Source organism: Pseudomonas sp. NPDC088885, assembly GCF_044750025.1.
In the GTDB taxonomy this organism is placed as follows: domain Bacteria; phylum Pseudomonadota; class Gammaproteobacteria; order Pseudomonadales; family Pseudomonadaceae; genus Aquipseudomonas; species Aquipseudomonas rustica.
The window spans coordinates 38,665-56,650 of the sequence record NZ_JBIVJB010000029.1 but is presented as its reverse complement, the minus strand read 5'-3'; the positions used below and the strand labels follow the sequence as shown (position 1 = coordinate 56,650).

Below are 17,986 nucleotides of genomic sequence, written 5' to 3'. Positions count from 1 at the left end.
GTGTTCTACATCTCCGGTGGTTTCCTCGAGGTTCAGCCGAACATGGTCAAAGTGCTTGCCGATACCGTGCAACGTGCTGCCGACCTGGATGAAGCTCAGGCTCAAGCAGCTCTCAAGGCTGCCGAGCATGCTCTGCATGAAAAGGGCGCTGATTTCGACTACAGCGCTGCGTCAGCTCGTCTGGCCGAGGCTGCAGCTCAGCTGCGCACCGTCCAGCAGATCCGCAAGAAGTTTGGCGGTTAATCCGTCAGCCGCTTGTTGTGCGATTGATAAAAAAGGGTAGCCTCGGCTACCCTTTTTTCTTTTTCCGAATTCAAACCCGGTCGCAGTTGCTGACCACCCAGGATTGGTAGCCAGTCATGTCTCTTGAAATCGTTATCCTCGCGGCCGGTCAAGGCACTCGTATGCGTTCGGCCCTGCCGAAGGTTTTGCACCCGATTGCCGGCAATTCCATGCTGGGCCATGTTATCCACAGCGCCCGCCAACTCGATCCACAACGCATCCATGTAGTGATTGGCCATGGCGCCGATGTGGTGCGTGAACGCCTGGCGGCTGATGATCTGAATTTCGTGCTGCAGGACAAGCAACTGGGCACCGGCCACGCCACCGCTCAGGCCGTACCGTTCATTTCCGCGGACACCGTGCTGATCCTTTACGGTGACGTGCCGCTGATCGAAGTCGAAACCCTGCAACGTCTGCTCAAGCATGTGGTGCCGGGGCAGATGGGTTTGCTCACCGTCGAACTCGACGACCCGACCGGTTACGGCCGTATCGTGCGCGATGCCGAGGGCAAGGTCGCGGCCATCGTTGAGCACAAAGACGCCAGCGAAGCGCAGCGCGCAATCACCGAAGGCAACACCGGCATTCTCGCCGTCCCGGCCGATCGTCTGGCCGATTGGATGAGCCGCCTGTCGAACAATAACGCTCAGGGCGAGTACTACCTGACTGACGTGATTGAAATGGCGGTCAACGATGGGCTGGTAGTGGCCACCGAACAACCGCACGACCCGATGGAAGTGCAGGGCGCCAATGATCGCAAACAACTGGCCGAGCTGGAGCGTCATTATCAGTTGCGCGCTGGCCGTCGTTTGATGGCGCAAGGTGTAACCCTGCGTGACCCGGCGCGTTTTGATGTGCGCGGTGAAGTGACCGTTGGTCGCGATGTGCTGATCGACATCAACGTGATCCTCGAAGGCAACGTTGTTATCGAAGACGACGTGGTGATCGGCCCGAACTGTGTGATCAAGGACAGCACCCTGCGCAAAGGCGTGGTGATCAAGGCCAACAGTCATATCGAAGGTGCCGTAATGGGCGAGGGCAGCGATGCCGGTCCGTTCGCGCGTCTGCGTCCGGGCACCGTGCTTGAAGCGCGCGCGCATGTGGGTAACTTTGTTGAACTGAAGAATGCGCACATGGGCGAGGGCGCGAAGGCCGGTCACTTGACCTATTTGGGCGATGCCGAAATCGGTGCGCGCACCAACGTGGGTGCGGGCACCATCACCTGCAACTATGACGGCGCCAACAAGTGGAAAACCGTGTTGGGTGCAGATGTGTTCATCGGCTCCAACAATTCTTTGGTCGCGCCTGTGGATATCTCTGACGGTGCGACCACGGCGGCCGGCTCGACGATTACGCAGAATGTGGATAACGCGCAGTTGGCAGTTGGTCGCGCGCGGCAGAAGAACATTGATGGCTGGAAGCGTCCGGTGAAAATCAAAAAGGACTGAGTTATCCACAGCCTGATTAACCACGCAAATCCAATGTGGGAGCGGGCTTGCTCGCGAAAGCGGTCTATCAGTCACACATTCAGTGCCTGACACGACGCCTTCGCGAGCAAGCCCGCTCCCACATTTTTGTTTGTGTCGTTCTGAAAAAACTCTGCATCGCGCTTGACGATTTATGGCCAATAGGTTTTGATTGCTTCCGCTATCTTTCGAATCGAAACTTAAGCCGCCATGTCGAAACGCAATACACCCCAACGCCGCCATAACATTCTCGCCTTGCTCAATGAGCAGGGCGAAGTCAGTGTGGATGAGCTAGCTAAGCGCTTCGAAACCTCTGAAGTTACGATTCGCAAGGATCTCGCCGCGCTTGAAAGTCATGGCTTGTTGCTGCGCCGTTACGGCGGGGCGATCACCATGCCGCAGGAGCTGGTCGCGGAAACCGCGCAGAGCGTTTCCAAATACAAACAGGCGATTGCCCGCGCGGCGGTGAAACGCATCCGCGAGCACGCGCGCATCATCATCGACAGCGGCAGCACCACCGCCGCGATGATCCCTGAACTCGGCCAGCAGCCGGGTCTGGTGGTGATGACCAATTCCCTGCATGTTGCCAACGCACTGAGCGAACTCGAACACGAGCCGGTGCTGTTGATGACCGGTGGCACCTGGGATCCGCATTCGGAATCCTTCCAGGGCCAGGTTGCCGAGCAGGTACTACGCTCTTACGACTTCGACCAGTTGTTCATCGGCGCCGACGGTATCGACCTGGTGCGCGGCACCACGACCTTCAATGAACTGCTCGGTTTGAGCCGGGTCATGGCGGACGTGGCGCGGGAAGTTATCGTCATGGTCGAGGCCGACAAGATCGGCCGCAAGATTCCCAATCTGGAGCTGCCATGGAGCAGCATCCATACCCTAATTACCGATGATCGCCTGCCCATCGATGCACGCGATCAGATCCAGGCCCGCGGTATCAACGTGATTTGCGCGGCTGTCAGTCAGGAGAAATAAGCATGTGTGGAATTGTCGGCGCAGTCGCTGAACGCAACATCACCGCCATCCTGCTCGAAGGCCTCAAGCGCCTCGAATACCGTGGTTACGACAGCGCCGGTGTGGCGGTGTACACCAATGACGAAACCCTCGAGCGCATGCGTCGCCCGGGCAAAGTCAGCGAACTCGAAGCCGCGTTGGCCGAGCATCCGCTGGTGGGCCGTCTGGGTATCGCCCACACACGGTGGGCCACGCACGGTGCGCCGTGCGAGCGTAACGCTCACCCGCATTTCTCCGGCGACATCGCGGTGGTGCACAACGGCATCATCGAAAACCACGAAGCTTTGCGTGAACAACTGAAAGCACTGGGTTACGTGTTCACCTCGGACACCGACACCGAAGTCATCGCTCACCTGCTCAACCATAAACTCAAGGATCAGCCTGATCTGACCGTCGCACTCAAAGCCACCGTCAAAGAACTGCACGGCGCTTATGGTCTGGCGGTGATCAACGCCAAGCAGCCGGATCGTCTGGTGGCCGCGCGCAGTGGCAGCCCGTTGGTGATTGGTTTGGGTCTGGGTGAGAACTTCCTCGCTTCCGACCAACTGGCGCTGCGTCAGGTCACTGACCGCTTCATGTACCTGGAAGAAGGCGATATCGCCGAAATTCGCCGCGATAATGTGCAGATCTGGGACGTGAGCGGCAACGCTGTCGAGCGCCAGACCGTGCAGTACACCGACGGTGCCGAAGCTGCCGACAAAGGCGAATTCCGCCACTACATGCTCAAGGAAATCCACGAGCAACCGGCCGTTGTCCAGCGCACTCTCGAAGGTCGACTGAGCAATGATCAAGTGCTGGTGCAAGCTTTCGGTCCGCAAGCCGCCGAGCTGTTCGCCAAAGTGCGCAACGTGCAGATCGTCGCCTGCGGCACCAGCTACCACGCCGGTATGGTCGCGCGTTATTGGCTGGAAGAACTGGCCGGCATCCCGTGCCAGGTCGAAGTGGCCAGCGAATTCCGCTACCGCAAAGTCGTGGTACAGCCGGACACCTTGTTCGTGACCATCTCGCAATCTGGCGAAACCGCCGACACCCTGGCCGCCCTGCGCAATGCCAAAGAGCTGGGTTTCCTCGCCAGCCTGGCGATCTGCAACGTCAGCATCAGTTCGCTGGTGCGTGAATCCGACCTGACCCTGCTGACCCAGGCCGGCCGCGAAATCGGCGTCGCGTCGACTAAAGCCTTCACCACACAACTGGTCGGCCTGCTGCTGCTGACCCTGTCGCTGGGTCAGGTTCGCGGCACGTTGGCCAAAGGCGTTGAAGCCAATTTGGTCGAAGAACTGCGCCGCCTGCCAACCCGCCTCGGCGAAGCGCTGGCGATGGACAGCACCGTGGAAAAAATCGCCGAATTGTTCGCCGAGAAGAACCACACTCTGTTCCTCGGCCGTGGCGCGCAATTCCCGGTAGCGATGGAAGGTGCCTTGAAGCTCAAGGAAATCTCCTACATCCACGCTGAAGCCTACCCGGCTGGCGAACTCAAACACGGCCCGCTGGCGCTGGTGGATAACGACATGCCAGTGGTCACCGTTGCGCCCAACAACGAACTGCTGGAAAAGCTCAAATCCAACCTGCAGGAAGTCCGCGCCCGTGGCGGCGAACTGATCGTGTTCGCCGACGAAAAAGCCGGGATGACCAACGGCGAAGGCACCCACGTGGTGCAGATGCCGCACATCCACGACATCCTCTCGCCGATCCTCTATACGATCCCGCTGCAGTTGCTGTCGTACTACGTTGCGGTGCTGAAGGGCACGGACGTGGATCAACCGCGTAATTTGGCGAAGTCGGTGACGGTGGAGTAATTGGTCTTACGCGGGGGCGAGAATTTTCTTGCTCCTGCGTTGTTTCCCCGCTTTATGAGTCTGCCAATTTCCTCTTCGAAAACCCGCAAAATTATCCGCGTATTCTTGCTGAGCAAAAACCACGGCAGCTAGATAAGACGGGCATTTGAGTGAATTTTATTGCTTAGTAAAAATCCGCGATTGCCATATTCTTTTTAGCGGTCGATCCCTTTCTAAATACCAATCGATCTGATTCGCTGGTGAAATCGTTTCCAAAGAACCTATCGCCCCGCTGAGAGGTATTGGATGGATCGCTTCCAGGAAATGCACATCTTCACCACCGTCGCCCAAGAGCAGGGCTTCTCCTCGGCCGCGCGGCGTTTGGGCCTTTCCGCGGCCAGTGTGACGCGGGCGGTGGCGGCGCTGGAGTTGCGCATTGGTACGCAGTTGTTGATTCGTACCACGCGCAGTGTGCATTTGAGCGAGGCGGGGCAGCGTTATCTGGAGGATTGTCGGAGAATTCTTGCGGAGGTGCAGGAAGCCGAGGATTCGGCGGCGGGCAGTCATGCGCAGCCGCGTGGGCAATTGACGGTGACGGCACCGGTGTTGTTCGGCGATCTGTTTGTGACGCCGGTGATGGCGGGTTATCTCGCGCAGTATCCGGAAGTCACGATCAACGCGGTGCTGGTCGACCGGATCGTCAACATGGTCGAAGAGGGTATCGATGTGGCGGTGCGCATCGGTGATCTGCCCGACAGCAGCCAGCATGCGATTAGGGTCGGTGAGGTGCGTCGGGTGATTTGTGGTTCGCCGGCCTATTTCGCGCAGCACGGTCGGCCGGTTCATCCACACGCGTTGGCGGGCGTGCCCGTCGTGGCGACTTCAGCAATTGGCCAGCAACGCACCTGGCCGTTTCTCGACGGCGGCGAACCATTCAACGTGCGACCTGAGCCGCGTCTGATCGTGACCGCCAATCAGGCTGCAATTACGGCAGCGGCCATGGGCTTGGGGATGACCCGAGTCTTGTCTTATCAGGTGGCGAGCAAGGTGGCCGCCGGTGAACTGGAAATCGTCCTCGCCGAATTCGAACTACCCGCATTACCGATCCATGTGGTCTATCAGGGCGGGCGCAAGGCGCCGGCGCGGATCCGCAGTTTTGTCGATTTCGCGGTACAGGCTTTGCGCGAACATCCCGCGTTGAAAAATGCAGCGTTATTGCACGAGCTGAAATAATCGTTTGCAGTTACTGGTGATTCTGTTGTTTTCGCGATCAGGGGAAGATGGCCCCCTCGGCGCGCTCATCCCCGCAGCGACGCCCCTGTTCAGCGGAGTCGACCATGCAAGCGATCAAACTCTACAACTTCCCGCGTTCTGGCCACGCTCATCGCGTCGAGTTGATGCTGTCCCTGCTGCAATTGCCGACCGAGCTGATTTTCGTCGATCTGGCCAAGGGTGAGCACAAGCAGCCCGCGTATCTGGCCATCAACAGCTTCGGCCAAGTCCCGGCGATTGATGACGGCGGTGTGGTGCTCGCCGATTCCAACGCTATTCTGGTCTATCTGGCGCAGAAGTATGGCAACGGACGTTGGCTGCCTGCGGATCCGGTCGGTGCCGCGCATGTGCAGCGTTGGTTGTCGGCAGCCGCCGGGCCGATTGCTTTCGGCCCTGCTGCTGCACGCTTGGTCACGGTATTCGGCGCGCAACTGAATGCTGATGAAGCCATCACCCGTGCGCACAACCTGCTGAAAGTGATGGACGTCGAACTGGGCAAAACTCCGTATCTGGCCGGCGAAGAACCGACCATCGCCGACGTCTCGGCCTACAGTTACATCGCTCATGCGCCGGAAGGCAATGTGTCGCTGGATGAGTACGGCAACGTTCGCGCCTGGCTGGCCCGGGTCGAAGCCTTGCCCGGTTTTGTCGGCATGCCGCGCACCGTCGCCGGTCTGCAAACCGCAGTCTGATTCCCGCAATCCACACTGTGCCGACGGTGCAGGGGAGAGGTCGTGATGGAACGTTCACCGTGGCACGCTGGCGAGCAACAGTTGCAGGCGAAAGTCGGGGTTGCCGAACGCATGGAGGCGTTCGGGCGTAAGGTGATTCGCACGTGGATGCCGGATCAGCACCGTGAGTTCTATCAGCAATTGCCCTTCATGTTGTACGGCGCCGTCGATGCGCAGGGCCGGCCGTGGGCCAGTGTGCTTGAAGGTGCGCCGGGCTTTGCTCATTCGCCGGATCCCGAGCACCTGCATTTCGCCAGCCAAACCTCGGGCGATGACCCGGCGCAACTGCGCAATGGCGAGCCGATCGGTTTGCTCGGCATCGAACTGCACACCCGCCGGCGCAATCGCCTCAACGGCCATGTCGATAATCTGACCGCGCAGGGTTTCGACGTCAGCGTGGATCAGGCTTTCGGCAACTGCCCGCAATACATTCAGTTGCGCCAGTTTCAGCGCGTGCCACTGACGGATCCGCAAACCCGCCCGGCTCAGCATCTGGACGCTCTCGATGAGACGGCCACGGCGTTGATCGAAGGCGCCGACACGTTCTTCGTCGCCAGTTATGTCGATGTTGATGGTCAGCGTGCGGTGGATGTTTCCCACCGAGGCGGCCAGCCAGGTTTCGTACGGGTGGAAGGGAATCGTCTGACCATCCCCGACTTTGCCGGCAATCTGCATTTCAATACCCTCGGCAATTTATTGCTCAACCCCAAGGCCGGCCTGCTGTTCATCGACTTTTCCACAGGCGATGTACTGCAACTCAGCGGGCGCACCGAGATCATTCTCGAAGGCCCGCAAATCGAGGCGTTTCAAGGCGCGGAACGCCTGTGGACATTTGATGTGGAAAAACTGGTGCGGCGCCCGGCGGCATTGGCGTTGCGCTGGCGCTTCGACGGCATGTCGCCGACCAGTCTGTTGACCGGTAACTGGGCCGAGGCGGACGCACGTTTGCAGGCGCAGGCACTCGGCAATCAATGGCGGCCTCTGCGGGTGACGAAGATTGAAGCGGAGAGTCAGCACATTCGCTCGATCTATCTGGAGCCCGCCGATGGCGCCGGTTTGCCGGTGTTTCTTGCCGGTCAGCATTTGCCGCTGCGTTTCATCGTGGATGGCGAGGTACACATTCGTACTTATAGCCTTTCGAGTGCGCCATCGGATGGTTTCTACCGGATCAGCGTCAAGCGTGAGGGCCTGATTTCGTCGCATCTGCATGAGCAGATTAATGTCGGCGATGTTCTCGAAGCGCGTGCGCCACAGGGGCATTTCACCGTCGTACCGCTGGAGCAGCGACCGTTGGTGTTGTTGGCGGCCGGTGTGGGAATTACGCCGTTGCTGTCGATGCTGCGCGAGGTGGTGTACCAAGGCTTACGGACGCGGAGGATTCGTCCGACGCTGTTGTTGCAGAGTTCACGCAGCCTGGCCGATCAACCCTTTCGCAAGGAACTGGATCGCTTGCTGGAAACGTCTGGCGATGCGGTGCGGGTGTTGCGTTTGCTCAGCCAGCCGGAAGCCGATGTGCAGGAAGGTGCGGACTTCGATTTGCCGGGGCGGATTGACGGCGAGGTGTTGAGGAATGTGCTGGAGGTCGATGATTTCGACCAGATCGATTTTGTCCTGTGTGGCCCCGGTGGTTTTACCCAAGGGCTGTACGACACCCTGCGCGAACTGGATGTACGCGACGCGCAGATTTATGCGGAAACCTTTGGCCCGTCGACGCTGAAACGTCAGGCCGATCCGGATGCAATCGTGATTGAGCAACCGCCCGTAGCGACCACTTCGGTTCCGGTGGTGTTCGAGCGTTCGGCGAAAGAGGCGCGTTGGCAGCCGGATGGTGGCAGTTTGCTGGAACTGGCGGAGAGCCGTGGATTGCGTCCGGAGTTCAGTTGCCGAGGTGGTTCATGTGGAACCTGCAAGACGCGGCTGGTCAGCGGCGCGGTGAATTATCCACAGGTGCCGGCGGATATGCCGGAGGCGGGGCATGTGCTGATTTGTTGTGCGGTGCCGGCGCAGAGCAGCCAACCCTTGGTGCTCGACCTGTAATCCCGAACCCACCGCAAAACCCCTGTGGGAGCGGGCTTGCTCGCGAAGGCGGGTTGTCAGCAACGATGATGTCGACTGACCCGACGCTTTCGCGAGCAAGCCCGCTCCCACAATGGGGAATGTGTTTCAGGCCGAAGTCAGGCGTAGGACAGGGATTTTTCTTCGAGCAATTCCTGATACAGCTCCGTCCACTTGCGGCCCATTTCGTCGGCTGTGAATAACTGCCGATACCGCGCCTCCGCTTTCACCCCCATCGCCGCCGCACGTACCGGATCATCCCAGAGCGTACGCATCGCCTCGCGAAATGCCTGTGGATGACTCGGCGGCACCACCAATCCGGTCTCGTTGTGAATGTTGATGTAACTGGTACCCGTGCCGATCTCGCTGGAGATCATCGGTTTGCCGTACATCGCGCCTTCCAGCAGCGAAATACCGAACGCTTCCGAACGCAGGTGCGACGGGAAGACGATCGCGTAGCTCAATTGCAGCAACGCGACTTTGTCTTCATCGCCCAGGCGGCCGAGGAAATGAATGTTGCGCAGCCCCAACGCTGCAGCTTGCGCATGCAGCTCCTGCTCGAGCGGGCCGGCGCCGACGATCACCACCGGGTAGTCCACGTCTTTCAGCGCATCGAGCAGGATGTGCAGGCCTTTGTAATAACGCATGACCCCGACGAACAGGAAAAACTTATCCCCAAGCTGCTGGCGCCAGCGGTTCAGGCGCTCAGTATCGGCCTGTGGATAACCGGCCTTGTTCAAACCGTAGGGGATGACTCGAGTCTTGTCCTGAAACTGCTGCAGCACATCGCTGGTGTGCAGGTAGTTCGGCGACGCCGCGACGATGCGGTCGGCGCTGGCGAGGAAGCGGTTCATCAGCGGCCGGTAAAGTTTCAGCAGGTGCTTCTGGCGAATGATGTCCGAGTGGTAGGTCACGACGCTGGGTTTGTGCGTGGCGCTGGCGAAATGCACCAGATCCATGAACGGCCACGGGAAGTGATAGTTGACAACGTCGGCCTCGGCGGCCATTTCGCGAAACTGTTTGAACACGCTCCAGGAAAAACCGGTGGAGGCGAACTGAATGTCGAGTTTGGCGCGGTGCACTTCATGGTGACCGAGTTTGACCACGGGCGGTGTCGGGTCGCTGCTGAGTGTCAGCACCTGGCCATCGATGCCGTGCTGGGCGCCGCTTTCGCAGAGCTGGAAGATCACTTGTTCGATGCCGCCGACCGAGTCCGGCAGGTACGTTTTGAAAAAGTGAAGTACGCGCATATCAACCTCCCATGGCCTGGCGGTAGGCACCGGCCGTGGCCTGTGCACAACGCTTCCAGGAAAAAAGCCGTGCCTGCTGCAATCCGGCTTCTCGGCATGCCTGCCAATGTGCTTGATCGTCGATCAGAAGGCTCATCGCATCGCGCAAGCCTTGTGCATCGTCAGCTTCAATATAGTTGCCGGCCGGGCCCGCCACTTCCGGCATCGCCGAAGAACCGGTGACCACCACCGGCGTGCCACTGGCCATTGCCTCCAGCACCGGCAGACCGAAACCTTCGTACAGCGAAGGAAAAATCAGTGCCCGCGCGCCGGCGAGCAATTGCGCCACGTGTTCATCGGGCAAGTAACCGAGCAGGCACACATGACCGCTGGCCAGGGCCTGACGCAATTCGTCACTGAATTGATCGCGCTGCCAGCCGGCCATGCCGACGATCAGCAGCGGAAAGCGCTCGCGCACGGCTTCTGGCAACAAGGCGTGGGCGCGCAGGGCGAGCGTCAGGTTTTTGCGCGGCTCCAACGTGCCGACACAGAGGAAATATTCGCGCGCCGTTACCGCGTGCGTTTTGAGCACCGCGTCGATCGCCAATGGCTCACGCGGATGAAAGCGTGCCGCGACGCCCAACGGGGCGACCACAAAACGCTCGGCAGGCAAGCCGAAATAATTCTGAGCCTCATCGGCGATGGCTTGCGAGTCAGTGAGAATCAGCTGCGCCTGCGCAACGCCGATCGCCAGTCGCCGCTCGATTTCCTTGAGCCGCGCGGCGGGCTGTGTGTCGGGGAAATGCAGGTGCGTGAGGTCGTGCAAAGTAATCACCGTCGGGCCGTCGAAGGCCAGCGGCCACAGGCTCGGCTCGTGATACAGATCGATGCCTTGCGCGCGACCTTGATCGAAACGCTTCTGCTCCAGCCAGCGCCGCGCCTGATAGGCCCCGGGGATTTGCCGCAGCAGCGGCGTCAGTCGCGAGTAACCGGGCATGGCCGCTTCCGGCAGCGCCGAACTCCAGCCCCAGCCGTGGAACAGCGTGACTTCGACATCAGGTTCGCTGCGCAAGGCATTGACCAGTTCAGCGACGTAATGGCCGATGCCGGTGCGCGGCGCCTGCAGAATGCGTGCGTTAAGGGCAATGCGCATGCTGCCTCGCTGGCGCCATCGGCGCTTCCAGAACATTACGCACACTGCGTTCAGCCAGTTGCTGACTGGCTTCGCGCCAGCCAATCCACTGCCAGTCGGCGACATCGCGCGCAGCGGGAAACTGGCCGCTGCGCTGGAAACCAATGATCAGGTCGGCAAGGCTTTGCGAATTCTGCAGATCGAAGTAGGCCATGAACTCGCCGCCAATTTCGCGAAACACCGCGATATCGCTGCCCATCGCCGGCAAGCCGCGCTGCATGGCTTCCACCAGCGGCAGGCCAAAGCCTTCGACGAACGACGGGAACACCAACGCGCTCGCGTGGGCGTACGCGTGTTCGAGGCTGGTGTCGCTGAGGTCGTTAAACATGAACAGGCGCGTGTTCAGCTCGGGATGATTGCGCACCCGGGTGAGCAGGGCTTCGCACTTCCAGCCGACTCGCCCGGCGATGCACAGCCGCGCGGTTGAGCCCGCAACCCAGGCGCGTTCAAAGGCGTCGAGCAGGTACGCGTGGTTCTTGCGCGGTTCGATGGTGCTGACCATCAAAAACACCGGCTCGGGCGTGGTGAACAGCTGTTTCAGGCGCGGCTCAACCGTTGCCTCGGTGGTGTGCAGATCCAGTTCAGAACCCAAGTGAAAGAAATCGAACCAGCGCTTGTCGGTCTGCTCGCCACCGATTCGCCGCTGCAATTCTTCCCGCACCTGATCGCGTACCGTCGCCGAAATCGCCATGTAGCCATCGGCTGTGCGGGTGATCCAGGCGAACCACTCGCTGAAAACCTCGACCAGACGCGTGTCGTAAAACTGGGGATGAGTCAGCGGAATCAAGTCGTAGATCACCGCGATCACGCCGACGCCGTCGCGTTTGAGCTGTTCGACGTGGGCAAATAAATCCGAGTGCCACGACGAATCCAGCAGCACCAATTGATCGCCCGGCTGGTGTTGCAACGGTGAACAACGTTTGAGCAATTGCGTACGGTTGATCCGCCGAATCAGGCGAATCGGCACGCCGAACGCAGCGAACACCGTCAGCCGATAACCGACATACAAAATCCGTCGCGCCAGTTTCGAGGTGCACTGTGCGTCGCGCTTTTGATGCCATTGCCAGAAGCGATGGGCCAGACGCTCAAGGCGCCCACCGAAGGTTTCCAGGGCGTTGTAAAACGGCGTATTCAGCGGCGCCAGTTGCAGCACCCGATAGAGTTCGCCATTGAGCACCACCACCGGCATGCACTCGACGCCGTCGGCGCTGGCCGGCAGTTGATTGATGACGTTGCGCACCACGCGTTGAATCCCCGAGTTGACCGTCGGGTGTTTGAACACGTGGGTGCATTCCACCAGCAGGCGCGTCATGGTGCGCGCTCGACGTGCAGGGCCTCGGTGTCGCGAGTGATGGTGGTTTTGGCGCCGAGCCACGAGCAACCGACAAAGTCTTCCTGACGGTTGTTGATCACGTGGAACACCAGCCCGTAGTCACGCCATTCGAAATTGCGGTCGAGGTGCGAGTCCAGACGTGACAGGCTCAGCGACACCGAATAATTGCCCTTGCCCAGACCCATGATGAAAGCGAAGCGATAGGTGAAACGTTCGCCGGCGTGCAGGTCGGTCAAGGCCTTGTCGAGGCGATGGGTATTGATGCCGTACATCATCTGGCCCAGACGATCCTTGAGAATAAAGCCCAGCACCAGCCGTTCGATGTCCTTGCGCACCTCGACCTGGACTTCGAGCACCACCGCTTGGCCGACTTCGGCGGCGTCGATGCTGCGATCATTTTCATCGAGCAGGCGCACGCCAAGAATCGCCGCTTCGCCGGTACCGGAGACGGTTTGCACTTCGCCGCCGGCGAGCATTTCCTGACGGACGATCTGGCCTTCGCGTTCGGCCATCAGCGCGTTGTAGTAATCGAGCACCGGTTCCGGTTTGCCGTACATGGCCATGCGGCCATCCTTGAGCAGGATCGCCGAGTCGCAGATCGACTGAATTGCCGAACGGTCATGGGACACGATCAGCAACGTGGTGCCGGATTTACGGAAACTGCGGATGCGCTCAAAGCTTTTGTGCTGGAAGTAGGCGTCGCCCACCGACAGCGCTTCGTCGACGATAAGAATATCCGGACGCCGTGCCGTGGCGACGCTGAACGCCAGGCGCATTTGCATACCGCTGGAATAGGTGCGCACCGGGTGGTCGATGGCGTCGCCGATCTCGGCGAAATGCTCGATGTCGGGCATCAGCGCTTCGATTTCTTCGAGCTGCATGCCCAGCAACTGGCCGGCCATGATTGCGTTCTGGCGACCGGTGAAATCCGGGTGGAAACCCATGCCCAACTCCAGCAGCGCAGCGACGCGACCTTGCAGTTCGATCTTGCCGCTGGTGGGTTGGGTGGTGCCGGTGATCATCTTCAGCAAGGTGCTTTTGCCGGCACCGTTGGCACCGACGATGCCCACCGCTTCACCGGGGGCGATTTCGAATTCGACGTCTTGCAGCACCCAGTGCTGGCGGTGGCGGATCGGCGAAAACGGGATCAGCCACTCGGCCAGTCGGCTCCAGCGGTTGGGGTATTGTTTGTAGGCCTTGCTCAGGCCGGTGACGCGAATATGCCCCATCAGAGTTCATCCACCATTTCGCCGACGCGCTGGCGAAACAGCCGCAGACCGATCAGACAAAACACCACGCCCGTGACGAAGATCGGCAGCAGCGAGCTCCAGACCGGCCACTGACCATAGAGAAACAGGTTTTGATAACTGCTGAACAGATTGGTCAGCGGGTTGAGTTGCAGCAGGCGCTGCACCCATTCCGGGAGGATCGTGATCGGGTAAACGATCGGCGTCAGCCAGAACCAGAATTGCAGGCAGATGCCGAACAACTGGCCGACATCGCGGAAGAACACGTTGAGTACGCCGAGCACCATGCCCAGCCCAGCGCAGAACATCATTTGCAGGGCGATCAGCGGAATCAGCGCCAGCAGCGCCATGCCCGGCCAACGCCCGGTGATCAGCAGAAAGCCGAGAAACAGGCTGATGATGATCGCGAAGTTGATCCCGGCATTGCACAGCACAATCACCGGCAGGCAGATGCGCGGGAAGCTGATTTTCTTCAGCAGGTTGGCGTTTTCCAGAAACATGTTCTGGCTGCGCAAGGTGATTTCGGAAAACAGCCCCCACGCCAGCAGCCCGGCGCAGAGGTAAACGCTGTAGGCCATGCTGTCATCCACGCCCGGTAAACGGGCGCGCATGATGTGGGAAAAGATCACCGTGTAAACGACGATCATCGATAGCGGGTTGAAGATCGGCCACAGGGCGCCGAACAACGAATTGCGGTAACGCGCTTGAAACTCTCGCTGCACGCTGCCGAGGATGAAACCTCGGTAGCCATGCAACGAGCGGTACAGGGAAAGCAGCATTTAAACCGTCCTGCCGTATTGGTCTTCGAAGCGGACGATGTCGTCCTCTCCCAGGTATTCGCCGCTTTGCACTTCGATGATCACCAGATCGATCACCCCGGGGTTTTCCAGGCGATGTTTGTGGCCGGCGGCAATAAAGGTCGATTCATTTTTCGCCACCAGCGTGGTGCCGCTGCCGTTGTTGGTGACCTTGGCCATGCCTTCGACGACCACCCAGTGTTCATTGCGGTGATGGTGCATTTGCAGGGACAGCTTGCCACCGGGTTTGACCACGATGCGCTTGATCTTGAAGCGCGGCCCTTCTTCGAGAACAGTGTAAGTACCCCACGGGCGGCTGACTGTACGATGCAACCGATAGGCTTCGTGGGATTTGTCCTTGAGTTGCTTGGCCACCCGACGCACGTCCTGCGCACGGTCGGCGTGGGCCACCAGCACCGCGTCGGCGGTGTCGACGATGATCAGGTTATCCACACCCACCGTCGCCACCAAGCGGCCTTCGCTCTGCACGAAATTATTGTGGCTATCAATGAAGATCGCTTCGCCGCTGGCGCGGTTGTTGTCGGCATCGGCCGGCACCAGTGCCGCGACGGCGCCCCACGAACCGATGTCGCTCCAGTCAAAACCGGCCGGCACCACCACGACTTTTTCCGAGCGCTCCATCAATGCGTAGTCGATGGAGATGTCGGTGATTTCCGCGAACAGCGCCGGTGACAGCTCTTGTTGCAGGCAACCGACGGTTTCGATCGGTGCGCTGGCGGCCATGCAGGCGCGGGTCTGTTCCAGCAGTTCAGGCGCATGCAATTGCAGCTCGGCAATCACGGTGGCAGTGGTGAAGCAGAACATCCCCGAGTTCCACAGGAAGTTGCCGCTCTCCAGATAATGCGTCGCGGTTTGCAGGTCGGGTTTCTCGACGAAGCGCTGCACTTTCGCCGCACCTTTGGCGTCCAGCGGCGCGCCGGTTTCGATGTAGCCGAAGCCGGTTTCCGGCGCGGTCGGGATCACACCGAAAGTCACCAGATAACCGTCCTTGGCCAGATTCACCGCGTGCTCGACGGCGGTTTTCAGTGCGTCCTGATTGACGATCAAATGGTCGGCCGGCATCACCACCATGATCGCGTCATCACCGTGCAGCGCTTGCAGCGACAAGGCTGCGGCAGCGATAGCCGGCGCAGTATTGCGCCCGGTCGGCTCCAGCAGGAAGTGTCCGCGATGGCGCGAGACGTGGGCGGCGCAATAGTGATCCTTGCTCTGGAAGTAGTACTCGCGATTGGTCACCGTGACGATGTCGCCCCAGCCGTCGAGCAAAGCTGCCGCGCGCTGGTAGGTCTTGCCGAGCAGCGACTGGCCGTCGGGCAAATTCATGAACGGTTTCGGATGGCCCTCGCGGGACACCGGCCACAAACGAGTGCCGGCACCGCCGGACAAAATCACGGGGATCAGCATGGCCTACTCCTTGGCGACGCGTTTCATGTCCGCATCCATCATCATGCGGATCAAGGTATCCAGGTCGGTTTTCGGCTTCCAGCCCAGCACGCGCTGAGCCTTGGCCGGATTGCCGAGCAGCACTTCAACTTCGGCCGGACGGAAAAACGCCGGGTCGATCTTCACGTAATCGCGGTAGTTGAGGCCGACGTGATCGAAGGCGATGCGGCACATCTCGCGCACCGTGGTGGTGACGCCGGTGGCGACCACGAAATCGTCAGGCTTGTCCTGTTGCAGCATCAGCCACATGGCTTCGACGTAATCGCCGGCAAAACCCCAGTCGCGTTTCGCATCAATGTTGCCCAAGGCCAGCTCCTGCTGTTTGCCTTGCTTGATGCGAGCGGCAGCGTCGGTGACCTTGCGGGTGACGAACTCGATGCCGCGCAGGGGCGATTCATGGTTGAAGAGGATGCCGCTGCTGGCGTGCAGGTTGAAGCTTTCGCGATAGTTGACGGTGATCCAGTGACCGTACAACTTGGCCACGCCGTACGGGCTGCGCGGGTAGAACGGCGTGTTCTCGTCCTGCTGCTCGGCCTGGATCAGACCGAACATTTCGCTGGTCGAGGCCTGATAGAAGCGCGTGTGCGGGCTGAATTGACGGATCGCTTCAAGCAAGTGCGTGACACCCAGACCATCAACGATGCCGGTGGTCACCGGTTGATCCCAGGAGGCGGCGACAAAACTTTGCGCGGCGAGGTTATAGACTTCGTCCGGCGCCGATTTGATGACCGCGCGCTGCACCGAGCAGGCATCGGCCATGTCGCCGTCGAGATAAACGATGTCGGCTTCGACACCCATCTCGCGCAGGCGCCAGCGCGAATCGCTGCTGCGTCGTGCCACCAGGCCATGAACCTTGTAGCCCTTGTCGAGCAACAGTTTCGCCAGATAAGCGCCGTCCTGGCCGGTGATCCCTGTGATCAGTGCACTTTTAGTCATTCTTGTTTTACTCGCTTCTCCCAGTCGGACAGGATCGCCCGCAGGGATTGTTGTGTGGTGATGTCAGGCGTCCATCCTGTGGTTTTGGTCAGCCGTTCATGGCTGCCGCAAACGCGACGCTGATCGGCGCGTCGCATACGCGCCGGATCCTGAACCAGTTGCATGGTTACTTCGGCCAGATCGGCCAGTTGTTCAATCAGACTGCGGATGCTCTGCTCCTGCCCCGAGCAGATGTTGTAAACCTGTCCTGCCTGGCCCTTTTCCAGCAGCGCGAAATACGCCGAAACCACGTCGCCAACATCGAGAAAATCACGGCTGACGTCAATATCGCCGACTTCCAGTTGTGGTGCTTGCAGGCCTTGCTTGATGCGAATGATCTGCCGCGCCGCGCTGGCGATGACAAAGCTGTCTTTCTGCCCGGGGCCAATGTGGTTGAACGGCCGCGCGACGAGCACCGGCCAGCCCTCGCTCAAACCCCATTGCAGGCTGAGAAACTCGGCCGAGAGTTTGCTCACCGCGTACGGGTTGCGCGGGCAGGGCGCTTGTTGTTCGGTGATTGGCAGATCGTTCTCGCTGACCTGACCGTAAACGTCGCCAGAGCTGACGTACAGAAAGGTGCCCTGAAAGCCACGGGCCTTGAGGGCTTGCAACAGATTGAGGGTGCCGAGCAAATTGATGTCGAAGGTGCGGGCCGGGTCGCGGAAGGCTTCGGGGACGAATGTCTGGCCAGCCAGATGAATGACCGCGTCGGGCATGTGCGGCCAGAGGTCGACAAGGCTGTCGGGATCCGTCAGATCAAAACGTGAAGCTGCAGGCAGCAGTTCCCACGCAGAATCAGACGAGGCCAAACGTGACTGAATATGTTGTCCAACGAATCCACTGAGACCCGTGACGAACAGACGCTTTTTCAAACAGCGACCCCTTGGTCTTGGTTTTCGCAGCACTTCCTACAGGCTTTAGAGAAGGGTCTGTCAGATCGGTGGAAAAAACCGCTAAGACGACAGGCGAAAACGTTGTTGTAGTTATTTGCTGTCAATCTGTGCCAATTGCCGAGCAATTTCAACTGGCCATACCGTGACTGGTCAGTTCTCGTCAGCGTAGCGGATTTATTCTCGCCGGGCGGTTCACGAATCCTCAACGGATGTGTTTAGAATGCCCCTCGTCGCCAAATCCCGGGGTTTGAT

General features: G+C 59.8%; 15 protein-coding genes. 7 read left to right on the top strand and 8 right to left on the bottom strand.

What is annotated here, in order from left to right:
• The 7 genes from atpC to ACIP1X_RS14430 form a co-directional block, all read left to right on the top strand.
• The coding region (atpC, locus tag ACIP1X_RS14460) for an ATP synthase F1 subunit epsilon (protein ID WP_400753035.1) at nucleotides 1-243 on the top strand (243 nt) is incomplete at its 5' end.
• A 116-nt stretch (nucleotides 244-359) separates the two neighbouring features.
• On the top strand, nucleotides 360-1,727 hold the full coding sequence (gene glmU, locus ACIP1X_RS14455; protein ID WP_400753032.1) for a bifunctional UDP-N-acetylglucosamine diphosphorylase/glucosamine-1-phosphate N-acetyltransferase GlmU: 1,368 nt from the start codon (nucleotides 360-362) through the stop codon (nucleotides 1,725-1,727).
• Between the two features lie 228 nt (nucleotides 1,728-1,955).
• The gene (locus ACIP1X_RS14450) at nucleotides 1,956-2,732 is read left to right on the top strand and encodes a DeoR/GlpR family DNA-binding transcription regulator (RefSeq protein ID WP_400753030.1); all 777 of its coding nucleotides are present in this window, start codon (nucleotides 1,956-1,958) and stop codon (nucleotides 2,730-2,732) included.
• A 2-nt stretch (nucleotides 2,733-2,734) separates the two neighbouring features.
• The gene (gene glmS, locus ACIP1X_RS14445) at nucleotides 2,735-4,567 is read left to right on the top strand and encodes a glutamine--fructose-6-phosphate transaminase (isomerizing) (protein ID WP_400753027.1); all 1,833 of its coding nucleotides are present in this window, start codon (nucleotides 2,735-2,737) and stop codon (nucleotides 4,565-4,567) included.
• A gap of 285 nt (nucleotides 4,568-4,852) precedes the next feature.
• Complete coding sequence (locus ACIP1X_RS14440) at nucleotides 4,853-5,779, top strand: LysR family transcriptional regulator (protein WP_400753024.1); 927 nt, start codon at nucleotides 4,853-4,855, stop codon at nucleotides 5,777-5,779.
• Nucleotides 5,780-5,883: 104 nt separating this feature from the next.
• Nucleotides 5,884-6,510, top strand: a complete 627-nt coding sequence (locus ACIP1X_RS14435; protein ID WP_212550286.1) for a glutathione S-transferase family protein — start codon at nucleotides 5,884-5,886, stop codon at nucleotides 6,508-6,510.
• 45 nt (nucleotides 6,511-6,555) lie between these two features.
• A complete protein-coding gene (locus ACIP1X_RS14430; protein WP_400753021.1) occupies nucleotides 6,556-8,586 on the top strand; it encodes a pyridoxamine 5'-phosphate oxidase family protein in 2,031 nt (676 codons plus the stop codon).
• A gap of 137 nt (nucleotides 8,587-8,723) precedes the next feature.
• On the opposite strand, the gene ACIP1X_RS14425 is transcribed toward ACIP1X_RS14430, so the two are convergent.
• Genes ACIP1X_RS14425 through ACIP1X_RS14390 form a run of 8 tightly spaced genes read right to left on the bottom strand, consistent with a single transcriptional unit; the run spans nucleotide 8,724 to nucleotide 17,713 of the window.
• A complete protein-coding gene (locus ACIP1X_RS14425) occupies nucleotides 8,724-9,854 on the bottom strand; it encodes a glycosyltransferase family 4 protein (protein WP_400753018.1) in 1,131 nt (376 codons plus the stop codon).
• Between the two features lies 1 nt (nucleotide 9,855).
• Nucleotides 9,856-10,986 carry a glycosyltransferase family 4 protein gene (locus ACIP1X_RS14420; RefSeq protein WP_400753015.1) on the bottom strand — a complete coding sequence of 377 codons (1,131 nt, stop codon included), beginning with the start codon at nucleotides 10,984-10,986 and terminating at the stop codon, nucleotides 9,856-9,858.
• Nucleotides 10,970-12,337 carry a glycosyltransferase family 4 protein gene (locus ACIP1X_RS14415; protein WP_400753012.1) on the bottom strand — a complete coding sequence of 456 codons (1,368 nt, stop codon included), beginning with the start codon at nucleotides 12,335-12,337 and terminating at the stop codon, nucleotides 10,970-10,972. Before ACIP1X_RS14415 ends, ACIP1X_RS14420 begins: the two co-directional genes overlap by 17 nt.
• Nucleotides 12,334-13,587 (bottom strand): ABC transporter ATP-binding protein, encoded by a 1,254-nt coding sequence (locus ACIP1X_RS14410; protein ID WP_400753009.1) that lies wholly within the window; start codon nucleotides 13,585-13,587, stop codon nucleotides 12,334-12,336. Before ACIP1X_RS14410 ends, ACIP1X_RS14415 begins: the two co-directional genes overlap by 4 nt.
• Entirely contained in the window at nucleotides 13,587-14,384 is a 798-nt protein-coding gene (locus ACIP1X_RS14405; protein ID WP_400753006.1) for an ABC transporter permease, read from the bottom strand. The genes ACIP1X_RS14410 and ACIP1X_RS14405 overlap by 1 nt, the downstream gene beginning before the upstream one ends.
• Entirely contained in the window at nucleotides 14,385-15,827 is a 1,443-nt protein-coding gene (locus ACIP1X_RS14400) for a mannose-1-phosphate guanylyltransferase/mannose-6-phosphate isomerase (RefSeq protein WP_400753003.1), read from the bottom strand.
• 3 nt (nucleotides 15,828-15,830) lie between these two features.
• Complete coding sequence (gene gmd, locus ACIP1X_RS14395) at nucleotides 15,831-16,802, bottom strand: GDP-mannose 4,6-dehydratase (RefSeq protein ID WP_011336673.1); 972 nt, start codon at nucleotides 16,800-16,802, stop codon at nucleotides 15,831-15,833.
• A complete protein-coding gene (locus tag ACIP1X_RS14390) occupies nucleotides 16,799-17,713 on the bottom strand; it encodes a GDP-mannose 4,6-dehydratase (RefSeq protein ID WP_400753001.1) in 915 nt (304 codons plus the stop codon). The genes gmd and ACIP1X_RS14390 overlap by 4 nt, the downstream gene beginning before the upstream one ends.
• Nucleotides 17,714-17,986 lie beyond the last annotated feature (273 nt).